Annotated in this window: 14 protein-coding genes; 4 read left to right on the plus strand and 10 right to left on the minus strand. The window is 72.6% G+C overall.

Features of this window, described 5'->3' with window-relative positions; translation table 11 throughout:
• Nucleotides 1–32 precede the first annotated feature (32 nt).
• From sbnB to ACWDAS_RS15635, 6 genes are all read right to left on the minus strand, one after another.
• A complete protein-coding gene (sbnB, locus tag ACWDAS_RS15610; protein ID WP_450390285.1) occupies nucleotides 33–1103 on the minus strand; it encodes a 2,3-diaminopropionate biosynthesis protein SbnB in 1071 nt (356 codons plus the stop codon).
• Nucleotides 1100–2134 (minus strand): TauD/TfdA family dioxygenase, encoded by a 1035-nt coding sequence (locus tag ACWDAS_RS15615; RefSeq protein ID WP_450390288.1) that lies wholly within the window; start codon nucleotides 2132–2134, stop codon nucleotides 1100–1102. The genes sbnB and ACWDAS_RS15615 overlap by 4 nt, the downstream gene beginning before the upstream one ends.
• Nucleotides 2131–5373, minus strand: a complete 3243-nt coding sequence (locus ACWDAS_RS15620; protein WP_450390291.1) for a non-ribosomal peptide synthetase — start codon at nucleotides 5371–5373, stop codon at nucleotides 2131–2133. Before ACWDAS_RS15620 ends, ACWDAS_RS15615 begins: the two co-directional genes overlap by 4 nt.
• Before the next feature lie 31 nt (nucleotides 5374–5404).
• Nucleotides 5405–7996, minus strand: a complete 2592-nt coding sequence (locus ACWDAS_RS15625) for a Pls/PosA family non-ribosomal peptide synthetase (protein ID WP_450390651.1) — start codon at nucleotides 7994–7996, stop codon at nucleotides 5405–5407.
• 439 nt (nucleotides 7997–8435) lie between these two features.
• Entirely contained in the window at nucleotides 8436–9329 is an 894-nt protein-coding gene (locus tag ACWDAS_RS15630; RefSeq protein ID WP_450390293.1) for a hypothetical protein, read from the minus strand.
• Nucleotides 9326–10945, minus strand: a complete 1620-nt coding sequence (locus ACWDAS_RS15635; RefSeq protein ID WP_450390296.1) for a serine/threonine-protein kinase — start codon at nucleotides 10943–10945, stop codon at nucleotides 9326–9328. Before ACWDAS_RS15635 ends, ACWDAS_RS15630 begins: the two co-directional genes overlap by 4 nt.
• A gap of 185 nt (nucleotides 10946–11130) precedes the next feature.
• Between ACWDAS_RS15635 and ACWDAS_RS15640 the strand changes: the two genes are divergently transcribed.
• Nucleotides 11131–12105, plus strand: coding sequence for a lytic polysaccharide monooxygenase auxiliary activity family 9 protein (locus ACWDAS_RS15640; RefSeq protein WP_450390299.1), 975 nt, complete (start codon nucleotides 11131–11133; stop codon nucleotides 12103–12105).
• A gap of 10 nt (nucleotides 12106–12115) precedes the next feature.
• Here ACWDAS_RS15640 and ACWDAS_RS15645 read toward each other — a convergent pair whose 3' ends face one another.
• Complete coding sequence (locus tag ACWDAS_RS15645) at nucleotides 12116–12268, minus strand: hypothetical protein (RefSeq protein WP_450390302.1); 153 nt, start codon at nucleotides 12266–12268, stop codon at nucleotides 12116–12118.
• Between the two features lie 30 nt (nucleotides 12269–12298).
• On the opposite strand from ACWDAS_RS15645, the gene ACWDAS_RS15650 reads away from it, so the two are divergent.
• Nucleotides 12299–12469, plus strand: a complete 171-nt coding sequence (locus ACWDAS_RS15650; protein WP_450390305.1) for a hypothetical protein — start codon at nucleotides 12299–12301, stop codon at nucleotides 12467–12469.
• A gap of 29 nt (nucleotides 12470–12498) precedes the next feature.
• Here the strand turns inward: ACWDAS_RS15650 and ACWDAS_RS15655 are convergent, their stop codons facing one another.
• Nucleotides 12499–12933 (minus strand): nuclear transport factor 2 family protein, encoded by a 435-nt coding sequence (locus ACWDAS_RS15655; protein WP_450390308.1) that lies wholly within the window; start codon nucleotides 12931–12933, stop codon nucleotides 12499–12501.
• Between the two features lie 130 nt (nucleotides 12934–13063).
• On the opposite strand from ACWDAS_RS15655, the gene ACWDAS_RS15660 reads away from it, so the two are divergent.
• On the plus strand, nucleotides 13064–13633 hold the full coding sequence (locus ACWDAS_RS15660; RefSeq protein ID WP_450390310.1) for a PadR family transcriptional regulator: 570 nt from the start codon (nucleotides 13064–13066) through the stop codon (nucleotides 13631–13633).
• Nucleotides 13634–13651: 18 nt separating this feature from the next.
• Here ACWDAS_RS15660 and ACWDAS_RS15665 read toward each other — a convergent pair whose 3' ends face one another.
• Together ACWDAS_RS15665 and ACWDAS_RS15670 are read right to left on the minus strand one after the other, a co-directional pair.
• Nucleotides 13652–14587 (minus strand): MerR family transcriptional regulator, encoded by a 936-nt coding sequence (locus ACWDAS_RS15665; RefSeq protein ID WP_450390313.1) that lies wholly within the window; start codon nucleotides 14585–14587, stop codon nucleotides 13652–13654.
• Nucleotides 14588–14684: 97 nt separating this feature from the next.
• Nucleotides 14685–15641 carry a LysR family transcriptional regulator gene (locus ACWDAS_RS15670; RefSeq protein WP_450390316.1) on the minus strand — a complete coding sequence of 319 codons (957 nt, stop codon included), beginning with the start codon at nucleotides 15639–15641 and terminating at the stop codon, nucleotides 14685–14687.
• A gap of 106 nt (nucleotides 15642–15747) precedes the next feature.
• Here ACWDAS_RS15670 and ACWDAS_RS15675 point away from each other — a divergent pair, with 106 nt between their 5' ends.
• Nucleotides 15748–16443: a type 1 glutamine amidotransferase domain-containing protein gene (locus tag ACWDAS_RS15675; protein ID WP_450390319.1), complete on the plus strand. Its 696-nt coding sequence runs from the start codon at nucleotides 15748–15750 to the stop codon at nucleotides 16441–16443.
• Nucleotides 16444–16482 lie beyond the last annotated feature (39 nt).

Raw genomic sequence — 16482 nt, forward strand, 5'->3', positions numbered from 1 at the left:
GCCTGGAGTCGCGGGGGCGGGGTCGCGGCGTTTCATCCGTACCGGCGCAGTTCGTGGAAGAAGTCGTCGATGACGCGCAACTCGCCGGAGCGCACCACCTCGTCGTAGACGTACTTGCCGACCGCCAGGTCGAGGACCCCGAGGCCGAACGGCGAGAACACCACGGGCCGGTCGTCCCGTACCGCCACCCGTCCGGCGATCACGTCGTCCAGCGTGCCCGCCAGGAAGTCGCGGTTGCCCGTTTGCTGCTCCGCCAGGTGCGGCGACGTGTCCGCCTTCAGGCAGTGCTCGACGTCGTCGACGATGTTCGCCGACGCGAGCACGATCTCCGGCGTGAGGTCGCGCAGCGACATGTGCAGCACGAGCGGGTTGTGCCCGAACCAGGACAGGTCCTTCACGTGCGGCTGCCCGGCGACGGTCGCGAAGACCACCAGATCGCTGGTGCGGATGGCCTGCCCGGGGTCGTCGTACAGAGTGATACGTCCGGAGGCGCCCGATTGTTCAAGGTAGCCGCGGAAACCCTTGGCGCTCTCGGCGGACAGGTCGTGCACGCCGATCTCGTCGAAGGACCAGCCGTTGCCGGCCAGGAAGGTGTGGATGTACCGGGCGATGAGCCCCGTCCCGATGAATCCGACGCGCTTGGGGCGCCGGTCGGGGCGGCTGAGGCGGTCGGCCGCCAGCGCCGCCATCGCCGCCGTCCTGGTGGCGCTGATGATCGAGCTCTCCAGGCAGGCGAACGGGTATCCGGTGTCGTGGTCGTTGAGGATCAGCACGGCCGAGGCCCTGGGGATTCCCTCCGCCACGTTCTCCGGGAAGCTGGAGATCCACTTCAGGCCGTCCACGCGCACCTCGCCGCCGATGGAGGCGGGCAGGGCGATGATCCGCGCGGTGGGACGGTCGGGGAACCGCAGGAAGTACGACGGCGGGTTCACCGAGTCACCGGCCGAGTGCAGCCGGTAGGTGGTCTCCACCAGCTCCGTGATCTGCTTCTCGCGCCCTTGCAGCGCGCGCTGGACCTGGACACCGGGTACCACCGCGAACGGCGGTACGGTGAGCGGCCCGGACGGCGCGGAACCCTGGGCGGCTGGGCGGTTGGCGGTCATCCCGTGGTCACCTCGACGGTCGGGGAGCAGTCGGCCAGGTGCACCGCGTCGGCCATGGCCACCAGCACTTCACGGGGCCCCTCGTAGGACTCCCGGCTGTGCGCGGTGCGGATGTTGTCGACGAGCATCAGGTCGCCGGCCTGCCACGGCTCGCGGGCGGTGTGCGCCTCGTAGACGGAGTTGAGCAGCTGGACGACGTCCGCGCCGATGGGGTCGCCGTTGCCGAAGCGGGTGTTGAACGGCAGGCCGTCGGCGCCGTAGAAGTCCACGAGGTACTCGTGCACCTCGGGGTCCATCGTCCATTCGTTGAGGAACGCGATCTGGTTGAACCAGCAGCGCCGGCCCGTGACCGGGTGGCGCACGACTGCGCTGCGCCGCTGGCGGGTGCGCAGGCTGCCGTCGGGCTGCCACTCGAACGCGATGGCGTTGGCGCGGCAGTAGTCCTCGACGGCGGACCGGTCGTCCGTGCCGAAGGCCTCGGCGACGGTCGCCCCGATCTCGTCGTTGTAGCTGCGGGTGAGCAGCCAGCCCTCCCGCTCGAACCGCTCCACCAGTTCCGGTGGCAGTGCCGCGAGCACGGTCGGCGCGTCGGCCACCGCCGTCGCCCCGCCCTTCTCCGGTGCGGTCAGGCAGGCGAACATCATCATGCCGGGGAACTCGAGCCGGTAGCTCAGTTCGTGGTGCATGCACATGGGCTGGTTGGGCGGCCAGTTCGAGGAGGAGTACACGCCCTCGGCGTAGGTCCGCCGGGACGCGAAGGCCTCCTTCTCGGCCGTCAGGCGGCCGGCCAGTCGCCGTACGACGCCGCCGGCCGTGTCCGCGTCGGCCAGGCCGAGACCGCGGATCAGGACCGAGCCGTGCTCGGCGACGACGGCGCGCAGTGCGTCGCGGTGCCCGTCCGCCCAGCCCGCCGGGTCCTCGACGGTTCCGGCCCGCAGGATCGGGGGTGATCCGGGCCGCAGCTCGAGGTCGAGCAGGGACGGAGGGGTAGCTGAGGTCGACAACTCTGTCTCCTCTCGGATGCCGTTCATGGGGAGGCCAGGAGTTCGGCGGCGCGAAGTACCGCCAGCGCCGCCTCGTCCGGGCAGGTACGGGGGAAGTGGTGGCCGCCGCGGGCGAGCTCGTACAGGTCGACGTGCTCGGCCAACTGCTGCCACTCGCGGTAGCGGCGGGAGTGGTCCGCCGTGTGCGGGTCGTCGGCGGCGACGACCACGGTGACCGGCGCCGACAGCCGCACGGGCGGTGCGGAGTCCAGGGCGTCGGCGAAGTACCGGTGGGCCGCCACGCAGTCGTGGCGGTAGGCGGCGGCCACATGTTCGGCGCGCAGCGGGTCCAGCTCGCCGAGCTGGCTGTAGCCGCTGTCGCCGCTCAGCTCCGCCGCGAGCTCGGCGTCGCTGCGCCCGGTCAGCGCGGTGGCCGCGGCGCGCCGCCCGGCGGCGTCGCCGGGCAACTGCGCGCCGAGGAATACGCGCTGGACCTCCACGCCCCGTTCCTGCAGCCGCCGTGCGGTCTCCACCGCGAGGGCGGTGCCCGCGGAGTGGCCCCACAGCAGGATCCGGGTCAGGCCGCGGCCGGTGATCTCCTCGACGACCGCGTCGACCACCTCCGCCATCGGGGCGAAGGGCTCGCTGCGGGCGGCCGGGTCGTGGCCGGGCAGTTCGACGGCGTACACCGCGCACCCGGCCGGGCGCAGGGCCTCGGCCATCGGCCGGAAGTTCACCGCGTTGCCGCCCGCGTACGGGAAGCACACCAGGGCGCCGTGCGGCTCGCCGTCGGGTTCCGACAGGGCCTGCAGCAGCCCGGGCCGGTCCGGCGACCTGCCGTCGACCACCTCGGCCAGCTCGGCGAGGACGGGGTGGGCGGTGACGTCCTTCAAGGAGATGGCGCGGTCCAGCAGGATCGCCAGCCGCACGGCGGACAGGGAGGTGCCGCCGCGGTCGAAGAAGTGGTCCAGGCGCCCGATCCGCTCCTCCGGGATGCCGAGCACCGTCGACCACGCGATCGCCAGCCGCCGTTCGGCGGGGGTGCCCGGCGCCTGGCGGTCCGGCTCGGCGGAGGCCGCCTCCGCGGCGAGCGCCGCCAGCGCCTTCCGGTCGATCTTGCTGTTGGCGGTCAGCGGCAGAGCGTCCTTCCAGTGGAAGGCCGCGGGCACCATGTAGGAGGGCAGGGACGCGGCCAGGTGGCCGCGCAGCACGTCCGCATCCAGGGGCGCGGGGCCCGAGTAGAAGGCCACCAGCTGGCTGCCGTCGTCCGTGACGACGACCGCGCCGTCGCGGACCCCGGGCGTGCGGACCAGCGTGTTCTCGATCTCGCCGATCTCGATGCGGAACCCGCGGATCTTGACCTGGTGGTCCTTGCGGCCGAGGAACTCCAGCGTGCCGTCCGGGTGCCAGCGGCCGTAGTCGCCGCCCCGGTACAGCCGCTCGCCGGCGTGGTGCGGATCGGTCAGATACGCCTGCCGGGTGCGTTCGGCGTCGTTGATGTAGCCGCGGCCGACGCAGACCCCGGAGAACACGATCAGACCGGGCGCGCCCAGGGGCACCGGGGACAGGTGCTCGTCGACGACGTAGATCCGCACGTTGTTGACCGGCCGGCCCAGCGGGACCCAGTCGGTGTCCGGGACGCGGTCCATCACCGCGTGGTTGGTGTCGTCGCTGGTCTCGGTCAGCCCGTAGGCGTTGACCAGCTTGATGCGGGGCTGCGCCGCGAACCAGCGCTCGATGAGGTCCTTCTTCAGGGCCTCGCCGGTCACCGACACGCACCGCAGGTCCGGCAGTTCGCGCGGCTGGCGTTCCAGACCGGACAGGACGACGTCCAGGTACGAGGGCACGATCTGCAGTACGTTGACCCGGCCCTCCACGATCCTGTCGAGGAAGCGGTCGGCGTCCAGGATCGTCTCCTGCTCCACCAGCAGGGTCCGCCCGCCCACGAGCAGCGCCGAGACCAGCTGCCACAGCGAGATGTCGAAGCACTGCGGGGCGGTCTGGGCGACCACGTGGCCCTCGGCGATGCCGAGGTCGTCGATCTTGGCGTAGAGGTGGTTGAGGAAGCCCGCGTGCTCGCACATCGCGCCCTTGGGCTCACCGGTCGAGCCGGAGGTGAAGTAGATGTACGCGAGCTGGTCGCGGGCGACGGGCACCCGCGGGTCGTCGCTCGGGTGGTCCTCGGCGTAGGCGTCCTCGACCGGCAGCCGCTGCACCTCGGGGAGCGCGGACAGGGCCCGGTCCAGCGTGGCGGTGCTGCCGCGCTCGGTCAGCACCAGGCGGCACTCGGCCCGGGTCAGGATGTTGCTGATCCGGCCCGCCGGGAAGTGCGGTTCGATCGGCAGATAGGCACCGCCGGCCTTGAGGACCGCCAGCACGGCCGCCAGCCAGTCCAGGTTCCGCCCGGTGACCACCGCGACCACGCCCTCGCGCTCCAGGCCGCGCGCCAGCAGGGCGTGGGCCAGGCGGTTGGCGCGGGCGTTGAGGTCCCCGTAGGTCCACTGGCGGTCCCCGTGGACGGCCGCGACCGCCTCCGGATGCGCCCGTGCCCGCTCCTCGAACAGCTCGTGCATCCGCCGGTCCGGCAGCTTCCGGTGCGGTCCGGCCATCCCCTTCAGCTGCAGCCGGGTCTCCTCCGCCGACAGCAGACCCTTGCGGGTGTGCTCGGCGTCCAGGTCCGCGGCGATCCGCGCCAGCGCGGCCAGGTGGTAACCGGCCAGACGCGCGGCGGCGTCCTCGTCCAGCACGTCGGTGCGGTACCGCAGCCGCAGCGCGAGCCTGCCGTCTCGGTCCGACACGCTCACCCACAGCACGGTGCCGGGGGCCGGGTAGATGGCACCGCCGGAGAGGTCGAGGACCGTCTCGAACAGGGGCTCCGCCACGTCCAGCTCCTTGCGGAGCGCGTCGACCGGGAAGTCCTGGAACGCCAGCAGTTGTGACTGGGCACCGTGCGCGTCGAGCAGCAGGGCCCGCCACGAGCCGGGGCCGGCCGACAGCCGGCACGGCAGCACCACGCCGCCCGCGGCGACGTACCCGGTCACGACCTCGCCCTCGCCGGACAGGACGGACAGCACCTTGGCGTGCGCGGCCAGCAGCACCGAGCCCAGCGGCACCGCGACCTCGTCCGCCACCCGGCGCACGGACGCCGTGAGGCCGTCGGGGACCGCCACCACGTGCTCGGCCGCGCCGGTGACCGGTTCGCGGGTCCAGCGGGGGATCGCGGTGAACCCGCCCTTGACGAGCACTCCGCGCCAGAACTCCCGTCCGGTGTGCGCTGCCATGTCCATCGAGTCGCCTCCACTTGCCTTTTCCACGGGGCTACGCACCGCTGGTCAGCGCGGTGGCCAGTTCGCCGCCGCTGGTCGGGTTCTCGGGCATCTCCCGGGCGGGGTTGCCTCCCCAGCGGGCGTGCCGGGGGAGTTCCTCGCCCTTCATCACGAAGGCGTCCGGGGCGATCACCGCACCCTCGCCGACGGTCACGCCGTAGTGGACGAGGGCGCCGACCCCGAGGGTGCAGCCGGCACCCAGCGCGCTGTGGTCGGACTTGAAGGCGCCGTCCTCCTGGGAGTGGCTCTGGATGACGGTGCCCGCGTTGAGGGTGCAGTCGTCGCCGATGGCGGCCAGGGAGCGCTCCGGGAGGAAGAGGCCGTCGTCGAAGACCCGGCGCCCGATCCGCACGCCCAGCAGCCGCCAGACGACGTTCTTGAACGGGGTGCCGTTGAGGACGTTGAGGTACTCGGTCGCGGCCGTCACCTTCCAGTAGCGTTCGTGCCGCCAGAAGTCGGGGTCGTAGATCGAGCAGTACAGCGGCCTCAGACCGCGGAACCTCGTGACGATGCGCTCGCCGAGCACGATGTAGGTGACGGTGAACACCAGCGTCGCCACGTTCGCCAGGGCGACCGCCCACACGCCGTACGAGGGATAGAGGTCCGCGGCGCACGATGCGATCAGGGCCACCGCGAACAGCAGCGTCCACTGCAGCAGCAGGTGCAGCGCCGCCGTGGCGGCGTTGTGCCTGTTCTTCGCGGACAGTCGGCGGCGGAACTCGTCGCCGTTCTTCAGGTGGTCGAATTTGCTGTCCCGGTCGACCGTGCGGGGGATCTCGAAGCTGGGCGAGCCCAGCAGTCCGACGTTCTCCCGCACCGGTCCTTCCATGGGGACCATGACCTTCGTCGCGAGCAGGCAGTTGTCTCCCGTCCTGCCCTGCGAGGGATAGGCGATGTGATTTCCGAGAAAATTGTGCGGGCCGATCGCCGTCCGTGTGACGCGGAAAGAGGTGCTCGAATAGTCCGCATTCATGATGGACAGGCCGTCGGCGACCATGGTCCCGCTGCCGACCTTGCTCAGGAACGGGTTCTCGTGCTTCACCTCGGTGCCGAAATTCGAGCCGGTCTGTTCCACCGGCGACAGGTCGTATCCGATGGCGCGCAGATAGTGCACGATGCCGGAACTGTCACCGAACAGGACGCGGAAGAACTTCCGGTTGGTGAGGAAGCCGATGCTCCGGTGGATCCCGTAGCGGAATCCGTAGAGCGGATGGACCGTGTCGGGCTTCACGAACAGGTGCAGCACCCGCGGCACGGTGGCCACGAGGAGCAGGCCGAGCAGCACGGCCCCGCAGAAGAGGACGAAGGACGCGGCCAGGGCGTCGGCGTAGAAGGTCCACGTCGTCAGGGCCACCGGCCCCGGCTCCAGCAGCACGTCCAGTCGCGGGACCACGGCGAGCAGGATCGCCACCCCGCCGACGGCCAGCGGGATCCAGACGCCCAGCAGGATCAGCAGTTGCATCAGGCAGTAGGTGATCCGGCGCCGCATGCCGCACGGCGCGGGCGCCACCACCCGGTAGTCCGCCGCGCCCGGCTGTGCCGGGGAGCCGTGCCAGCGTTCGCCGGCGGGGACGGCCTGGCCGGTGTGGAGGGAGGAGGCGTGGCCGAGTTGGGCGCCGTCGTCCATGGAGGTGCCGATGTCGAGCACCGTCACCTCGCCGATCAGCACGTCCTTGCCGAGGGTGACCGGGCCGGTCTGGATCGCCGCGGAATGGCCGCGGTAGCAGGAGAAGTAGGAGTCCTTGCGGATCACCGTGCCGTCGCCGATGGTCAGCAGATCGGCGCAGACCGGTACGTGCTTGGAGAAGATGGCCACGCCGCGGCCTATGCGCGCGCCCAGCGCCCGCAGGTACAGCACGTACAGCGGCGAACCCACGAACAGCACCATGGGATTCGCCCGGATCAGGGTCCGCACGCACCAGAACCTGAAGTACGCCAGGCTCCAGATGCGGATCTCCTGCGGCTTCCAGCGCCCGACGAGCAGCCACTTGCCCGCGATGGGAAGGACGCAGACGCCGGTGAAGGCCGCTCCGCCGAACTCGACCGACCGCAGGTAGGTGTCGAGGGGACCCGAGGCGGCGGATATCCACTCCGCCCCGCGCGTCACTATGAGCGCGGCGAGGTACGAGTACCCCACGAAGAACAGGAGTTGCAGCGCGCCGCACAGTGCATAGCGCGGTGTGCCCCTCGGGGCCGCCACCGCGATCGGCTCCGCGACCGGCGCGTCGGCCAGGGGGAGCGCCGCAGCGGGGGCCTGGGCGGCCGGCGGAGCGTCCGCCATGGCCGTCGCGAGACTTCTGATCGTCGGATGCCGGTAGATGTCCTTCATCGACACGGACGGCAGGTCCTGCTGCTTCCTCACGCGGGCGCAAAAGTGGGCCATCACCATCGAGTCGGCACCCAATTCCGTGAAGAAGTGGCTGTCGACCGACACCCGGTCGGCGTGCACGACGTCCGACAGAATTTCGGCGAGAATCCTCTCCGTGCCGTCGGCCGGGGCGGCGTAGGGACGCCCGGTTGTTGAAGATTCATCGGGATCCGAAGCGGGATCCGACGCCAGGGCCTCTGCAGATTTTTCCACGATGTGAGCTCCTTGAGGAAAAGTCGACCACGGGCGGCCGGTTAAGGCCGGTACCCGGTGTCCCTCGCGCTCCGGCTATGGGCCGGAGCGAGCAATCCGGAAGCCATGCGGTCGTGAGCTCTTCTCTCGCCATACAACCATATGTCGCTCCTCGTAGTCTCCGCCGTCCTCGTTGGGACTGCCACTCGAAGATGATCGAAGTAGCCCATCGCGGCACTGGGCTGCGCAAATGCTCGCTATGTCGCGATGAATCGACGAGTACCGTTCCGGAAACCGGAAAAAACCACCGATTCGCGATGTTGCGAAAAGGGCGCGGGGATGCGATAAGCGCTACCGAGAGTGGCCGTCCCGGTCAAGCCGGGTTAAAGGGGCGGCCATGTGCTGAGGCCGCGTCATATGGCGGAGCCCGCCCGCGCATACGGCGCGCGGGCGGGCTCGGGGGTCACGGGCAGTCGTAGGTGAAACCCGTGGTGACGGGACGGTGGCCCGGGGTGGTCAGGCGCAGCTCGGCCCGCGCCGTGTACGTGCCGTGGCCGCGGAAGGTCCACAGCAGATGCAGCCGCACTTCGTGGCGGCCGCGCGGGACCTCCTCGTACAGCATGTCGGAGGTGGTGCCGTCGTTGCGCAGCCAGCGGTAACTGATCGTGCCCGGACGGCCGTTGGTAGTGACGACGGCGACGAGGTCCACGGTGGTGTCGCAGGCGGGCGTCGCCGGGACCGCGCTCACTGCTACCTGCTTCACCTGCAGGCCCGGCCCGAAGCGCTGCCAGGCGAGGAAGAGCAGCACCGCCACCAGGACGGCGGCGGCCAGTGCGTAGCGCCGCCCCCATCCGCGGCGTCGCGGCGCCGGCGGGGCGGGGGGCGTGATCACGCCCCGCCACACCGCGGCGGCGATGTCGGCGCGGGCCGCCGCGGCCGGGGTGACGCCCGGCCCGAAGCGCATGACCTCGCCGTCGACGCGGTCCGGGAGAACGACGGTCGGGCCCGCCTTCACCGTGGGCGCCGGACCGTCCGTCGTCCCCGTGGGCTGCGGTCGCGCCGTCGGCAGTGTCGCGGGGGCCCAGTGCTCGGCGAGGACGGTGGCGCTGTAGTCGTGCGCGGCGCTGTCCACGACGGTGATCGGCGCGGCTGCGGCCGCCCCGGTGGACGGCACATCCTTCGGCGCGTCCTGTGGTTCCGCGTCCTGTGGTTCCGCGTCCCGCGGCGGCGCGTCCTGCGGCGGCGCGTCCTGTGGTTCCGCGTCCTGTGGCGGTGCGGGCGGCGTGTCCTCGGGCGGGCTGCCCAGGCGGAAGGTGCTCTCGGTGTCCTCCGGCGGGAGGTCGCGCGGCCCGCTCACGTGATGCCGCACTGACGGGTGAGGATCTGCTGCCAGGACTGCCCGTTGCCCGCCGCCGGGCGGGTGGTGGCGACCGCGCTGTAGTAGCAGCCGCTCCCCCGGGGGAACGTGTGGTCGGCGGAGAACGTGTACGACGTCGAGCCGTTGCGCGTGAAGGTCTGGGCGCCGTCCGCGGTGCCGAGCTCTCCCTTCGCGTTGCTCACGTACCAGCTCACCGTGACGGTCACCGGCCGGCCGTCACTGGCACTCACCTGGATCGTGGCCGAGGCGCCGAATACACCCGTCTGGGTGAGCGAGGTGATGGAGACGTCGCTCACGCTCACCGGCGGAGTCGTGGACGTCGAGGGCGACACCGTGGGCGTGGTCGTCGTCACGGACGCGGAAGCGGAGGCCGAAGCCGTCGTGGTCGGCGTCGGCGCGATCGGCGTGATGGTGACGGCCGTCGCCCCGGGCGAGGCCGAGGCGGTCACAGACTCCGAGGGCGACGGACTGGTGCCGGGCGAGGGACTGCCCGGTGGTGCCGCCGTCCCCGGCGCGTCGGAGCCGCCGCGCGGGGTCGCTCTCGTCGTTTCCCCTGTCCAGTTGGCGGTGGTCTGCCGCGGGCCCTCCCCGGACGCCACCGCGGCGAATGTCAGCAGGCCGGCGATGATCAGACCACCCACCGCGGCGAGCACGCCCTGACGCGTCAGGCGCCGGCCGCCGGGGCGGACCAGGGTCGTGGCCAGGTCGACCTGCCCGGCCGCCGGTCCCGCCGAGGGGAAGAACAGCGGCAACAACGCCGCCAGTGCGGCGAGCCTGCGCTGCCCGCGCTCCTCCCAGTCGTCTCCGTAGGCCGCTCCCGCGATCACCTCCAGTTCCGCGACGAACGCCTCGGCGTCCGCCGGACGCTCCGCGGGGTCCTTCGCCATCCCGCGCAGGATCAGCTCCCGCACCGGTTCCGGCGCCTGCTCGACGGGCACCGGGGCCTCGATGTGCTGTACGGCCAGCTCGGCGAAGTTCTCGCCCCGGAAGGGCTTGCTGCCGGTCAGGCACTCGTAGAACGTGGCCGTCGCCGCGTACACATCGGCCGCGGGCGAGGCGGACCGTCCGTTCCACTGCTCGGGCGCCATGTAGGCGGGCGTACCCGCCACGGCACCCTGGGTTCCGCTGCGCAACGCGATGCCGAAGTCGACGAGCTTCGACGAGCCGTCCGCCGCGACCAGGACGTTCTCCGGTTTGTAGTCGCGATGCACCACACCGGTGCGGTGGGCGGCGGCGAGGCCGAGCAACGACCCCTTCAGTACCACCAGCGCCGCCTCCGGCCCGGTGGCCCCTTCCTGGCGGAGCAGTGCCCGCAGCGCTATGCCGTCGACCAGTTCCATGACGATGGCAGCGCCGCCGGGACCCTCCACGTACTCGTACAGACTGACGACATACGGTGTGTCGAGACCTCCCAACAGCTGCGCCTCGCCGCGGAACTCCTGCAGGAACTCCGGGTCGGCGCGCAGTTCGTCGCTCAGGTACTTGATCGCGACAGGCGTTGACGTGGCGTCATGGAACGCGAGCACCACGCGACCGCCGCCGCCCGAGCCCAGCTCCCTGGACTCGGTGTATCCGGAAGCCCTCCAGCCGCTCATTCACTTGTCCCCCCTGCGCATGGCGCGGTGCCGGCGACCGCGTCGACTTTTCCTCTCCAGACACGATTCCTTCACGGCCGGTTCCCGGGAACCCCCCACCCGGCTGAACACCCCCCGCCGACCGTCCGTAGTACGGGGGGACGTGCGTTCCGATCCACCGAACGGCAACAGGGGAGGCGGCCGGCATGGCCCCATCGCGCCACGTGCTCAGCTCCGTCGTCGCAGGCACGGCCGTATGGCCGCTGCTCGCCCTGGCGGCGGGCCCGGCAGCGGCCCACGGCGCGCCGGTGTCCCCGGTCAGCCGTGCCGCCGCGTGCGCGTCCGGAAGCGGACAGTACGTGGGGACGGCCGCCTGCCGTGCGGCCGCCGCCGCCAACGGCGGCAGCCGGCCCTTCGCGGACTGGGACAACCTCCGCGTCGCCGGTGTCGCGGGCCGGGACCGCCAGGTGATCCCGGACGGCAGGCTGTGCAGCGGCGGGCTGGCCGCCTTCCGCGGCCTGGACCTGCCGCGGACGGACTGGCCGGCCACCAGGCTGACCCCGGGAGCCGCCTTCACGATGGCGTACGGGACGACCATCCCGCACCAGGGCACGTTCCGGCTCTACCTCACCAAGCAGGGCTACGACCCGTCCCGGCCGCTGACCTGGTCGTCGCTGGCGAGCGACGCGTTCATCAAGGTCACCGACCCGCCGGTGTCCGGCGGCGCCTACCGCATCAGCGGACGGCTGCCCTCGGACCGCACCGGGCGGCACGTCCTCTTCACGATCTGGCAGAACTCCTCGACCCCGGACACGTATTACTCCTGCTCCGACGTCGTCTTCCCGGCCGCCGCCGCGAAGTCGCCGGCCAGGCCCGCGAAGCCGTCGAAGCCCGCCGGGACCGCCGGGCCGTCGGCCGCCGCGACCGCCGGAGCCCCGGACGCCCGGGCCTCCCGGGGCGGCGCGTCCGCCTCCGGCGGCCCCGCCGCCGATTCCGGCGCCGCCGCGTCCCCGTCCCCCCGGGAGGCGGTCCGGACGCCCGCCACGCAGCCCTTGGCGGCCGAGAGCGACGGGTCGGGACGCATGCTGCTGGCCCTCGGCAGCGCCACACTGCTGGGCGGTATGGCGGCGATCGCCCTGCTCTTCCGGCTGCGCCGCTCGCCGGGCACCCGGCGCAGGTAGCGCCGAGGGCTCAGGCCAGGCCGAAGGAGTCGGCCAGGGAGTCGATCTGGGCGGCCGGCAGCGTGGCGCCGTCGTGGCCCGTGCCCCGGAACCGGCCGGCCGCCTCCAGGCCGACGGCGCCGTGCAGGTGCGACCAGGCCAGGACGGCGCCCGCCAGCGGCACGCCGGGGGCTCCCGCGGCGCGCTCCCCGGCGTGCGCGGTGACCCAGGCCGTGAGCGCGTCGTCACGGCGGGCGACTTCGTCGGTCCCGGCGTGCTCAACTCCACCACCCTCGGCGGGGCCGCGTTCCCCGGAGCGCCGACCGGCGGCGAGGTCCTCGACGCCACCGTCGCCTGGTACCGCGGACTGCTCGCGGGCCGGTGACGGCGGCGCCGGGGCCGCTCCCGGGCCGCTCAGCGGCCGCCGGACGGGGCCGGGGCGAGGCCGTCGGCGACGAGGCCGGCGAGGACCGCCTCGCCGAGCGCGTGCACCGCGGACTGCGGGCGGACCATCACCGTGAACTCCTTGATGAGACCGGCCTCGTCGAAGTGGAGCAGGTCGATGCCGTGGATGCTCCTGCCGCCCGCCGTGGCGCGGAACACGAGCACCACGGACGGCGCCTCGGTGCCGTCCGCGCCGGACTCCGCCATGCCCTCCAGGGTCCCGACGTAGCGGAAGTCCTCGAAGGTCCGCAGCAGGACGCCGAAGAGTCCCAGCACCATGGGCTTGCCCTCGAAGGGCGTGAACTTCACGGGGCTGTTGAGGCGGATGTCCTCGTGGAACAGCTCGCCCAGCGCGGCGAGATCGCGGCTCTCCACGGCGGCACGGAAGCGGTCGGCGGCTGTCATGGCTCCTCCTGGTCGTCCGGTTCGGGGGTTCTCGATAGTCAGAAAATTGATTAGTCATTTTCTTGAGTATCATGAGGAGCGGACCCATGGAAGAGGCAGTGACGAGGAAGCGAGCGGAAGGGGAGTCCCGATGGCCCTGCGGCACGCGGTGCTGGCCGCCCTCCTGGACGAGGAACTCAGCGGCTACGAGCTGACGAAGGCGTTCGACATGGGGGTGGCGAACTTCTGGCACGCCCTGCCGCAGCAGCTCTACGCAGAGCTGGCCAAGCTCGAGAAGGAGGGGCTGATCGCGGGCCGTGAGGTCGTCCAGGACACCCGGCCCAACAAGCGGCTCTTCCAGGTCACCGACGCCGGGCTCGCCGAGCTGGAGCGGTTCGCGACGGCCGTGAGCAAACCCTCCTTCATCCGCGACGACCTGCTGGTGAAGGTGCAGGCGGCCGACCATGTCGACGCCGGCGAACTGATCGCCCGGCTCGGCGAGCGCGCCGCCTTCGCCGACGCGCGGATCGAGCTGTTCGGCAGGCTCCTCGCCCGGATGCGGGGCGGTCGCAGCGAGGAGGAGTTCCTCAGCCGCGGCCGCCGCGTCGGCCCCTACCTCACCTGTCTGCGCGGCCTCGCCTTCGAGGAGGGCAACCGGGACTGGTGCCGGCGGGCCGCGGAGGTCCTGCGGCAGCGGGCCGCCGGCGCCGAGGAGCGCTGACGGCCCGCCCGGCCCGGTTCAGCCCGCGCGCAGGGCGGCGGTCAGCCACGCCACGGCCGGGGAGAGCGCGGGCGTTGCCTCCTGGCCGTTGATCGCGGCGAGCAACTGCCAGTAGCGCTCGTAACGGGAGTCGTGGGAGACCTCCAGCCGTTCCGCCAGCCAGTCCCGGAACTCCGGTCCGTCCGCGCGGCCGGACAGCTCCGCGTAGGCGCCGACGATGTCGTCCACGACCGGCCGGGCGGCCGGGGAGGCGGGGTCGATCCCCGCCGCCAGGGCGCCGCCCGCCCGCTCGCGCAGCAACACGGCCGTCCGCCGGGCGGCCTCCGGGTCCGGTCCTCCGCCCTCCCCGAGCGAGCGGCTCTGGTCGGCGACGGCGCGGCGGATGCCGGTCCGGAAGCCCTCGTCCTGGATCAGCTCCGCCAGTTCCACCCAGGCGCCGACCTGTTCCGGGGTGGCGTCGTCGGGGAGTTCGGGCGCCGCGGCGCGCATCATGGCCGCGAAAACGGGGTCGACATCGATGCCGCGCACGATGTGGTCGACGAACTCGTCGACGAGGCGGCGGCGTTCACGGTCCGAGAGGGTGGCGAGCCTGTGCATCAGTTCCGTCTCCTGAGGTGAGGCCCCGCGCCCCGCGACCGTCCGCAGCACCGCCTGCCGGATCCGCAGGGTGCGGATCTGCACCTCCAGCGCCTCCGCGTGGGCCGCGGCGACCTCGGCGACGGTGATCCTGCTGCTCAGGATGGAGTGGATGGCCGCGAGACCGATGCCGAGGTCGCGCAGTGTGCGCACGAGTCCCAGCCGGTCCAGCGCGGCCCGGTCGTAGAGCCGGTAGCCGGCGGGTGTCCGATCGGTCGGCGGCACCACTCCGGCGTCCGACCAGTAGCGGATGGTCTTCACGGTCAGACCGGTCAGCCGGGACAGGTCGCCGATGGTGTGGAGGGTGCCGTCGTCCATGTCCGCCATCCTCGGGTCTCCCGCCGGAGGAGACTCAAGCACGCGCCCCTGCCGCCGCCCGGAACGGGCGGCTTCCCTCGCCGCCGGGCCGTACCGCTCACCAGGCGCGGGCCTCGCGCAGCAGCAGGTCGCGCACCCGGCCAAGGTGCGGGTGGTGGGCGGCGCCGGGACGCTGGACGAGATAGGCGGTGTTGATGGGCGGGTCGTCGGGGTCGAGGAGCGGAACGAGGGTGCCCGCCGCCAGGGCGCCGGCGCAGAGGTAGCGGGGGAGCACGGCGAAGCCCGCGCCCGCGGCGACGGCCGCCAGGACGCCGCGCAGGTCCGGGACGGTCACGGCGGGCTGTCCCGTGAGGCGGCGGTCGAAGACATGGCGCCAGTAACGCCGGGCGATCGGCAGGTCCTCGGCGTACGAGACGAGCGGGACGCCGCTCAGCGCGCCGGGCCCGTCGGCGGCCACGTCCAGCCGGGCCGCCCGGGAGGGGGCGGCGACCAGGACGAACTCCTCGTCCATCAGCGGGACGGCGCTGAGGAGGCGGCCGCGCGGGCGGTGCGTGGAGATCACCAGGTCGTGCTGTCCGGCCCGCAGCCCCTCCAGCAGGTCGTCGGTGAGCCCGGTGCCGATCCGCAGCCGCACGCCGCGCTCGACGAGCGGCGCGAGCGCGGGCAGCACCCGCTCGCACAGCAGCTCCGCGGGCCCGCCGAGGCGGACCGGTTCGGCGGGCAGCTCCGTGTCGGCACGGCCCCGGTCGGCCACGGCGGCGAGGGCGTCCAGCGGCCCGGCCACCCGGCCGGCGAGTTCGTCCGCGAAGGGCGTGGCGGCGACCCCGCGGGGCAGGCGGTCGAAGAGCTCGCGGTCCAGCTGCCCCTCCAGCGTCCGGATCTGGGTGGTCACCGTCGGCTGGGAGAGCCCCAGCAGCCGTGCGGCCGCGGTGAAGGAACCGGCGCGGTGCACGGCCAGGAAGGTGCGCAGCAGCGCCAGGTCCAGCGACGCGGGGCCCCCGCTCGCGCGCCCGGGGCCCATTCCCGCCGACCCATTGGATTCCGTATGGCTCATGGCGGCGATCCTATTGGAATCCAATGGGATGTCCGCCCTACCTTCGAGCTGTCCGGTCCGCGCCCGACGCGGGCCGGCCGCAACCGAGCACCCAAGGAGACCTGACATGGCGAAGATCCTTTTCGTCCTGACCGGCGCCACGTCCTGGACGCTGGCCGACGGCACCGAGCACCCGACCGGCTTCTGGGCCGAGGAGGCGGTCACCCCCCACCGCGTTATCACCGCCGCGGGGCACGAGGTCGTGGTCGCCACCCCGGGCGGCGTCGTCCCCACCGTGGACCGGGGCAGTCTGGCCGCCGAGGTCAACGGCGGGGAGGAGGGCGCGCGGGCCGTCGCCGACGAGCTGGAGACAATGACGGCGCTGCGGCGGCCGATCAAGCTGGAGGAGGCCGACCTCGACGACTACGCCGCCGTGTTCTACCCCGGCGGGCACGGCCCGATGGAGGACCTCGCCGTCGACGGAACCTCCGGCCGGCTCCTCACGGCGGCCCTCGACTCGGGCAAGCCGCTCGGCGTCGTCTGCCACGGCCCCGCGGCCCTGCTCGCCGCCGAACGCCCCGACGGATCCTGGCCCTTCGCGGGCTACCGGATGACCGCCTTCACCAACGCCGAGGAGACCCAGGCCGGCCTCGCCGACCGTGCCCCCTGGCTCCTGCAGGACCGACTGGTCGCCCTCGGGGCCGACTTCCAGGAGGGCGATCCCTGGGCGCCCCACGTGGTGACCGACCGCAACCTGACCACCGGTCAGAACCCGGCCTCCTCCGGCCCGCTGGCCGAGCGCCTGCTCGCGTCGCTGGGCTGAGGGCCGGGCCGGGCGCTGGACCGGACCGCCCGGTGGCCC

It is taken from the genome of Streptomyces sp. NPDC001070 (genome assembly GCF_053598835.1).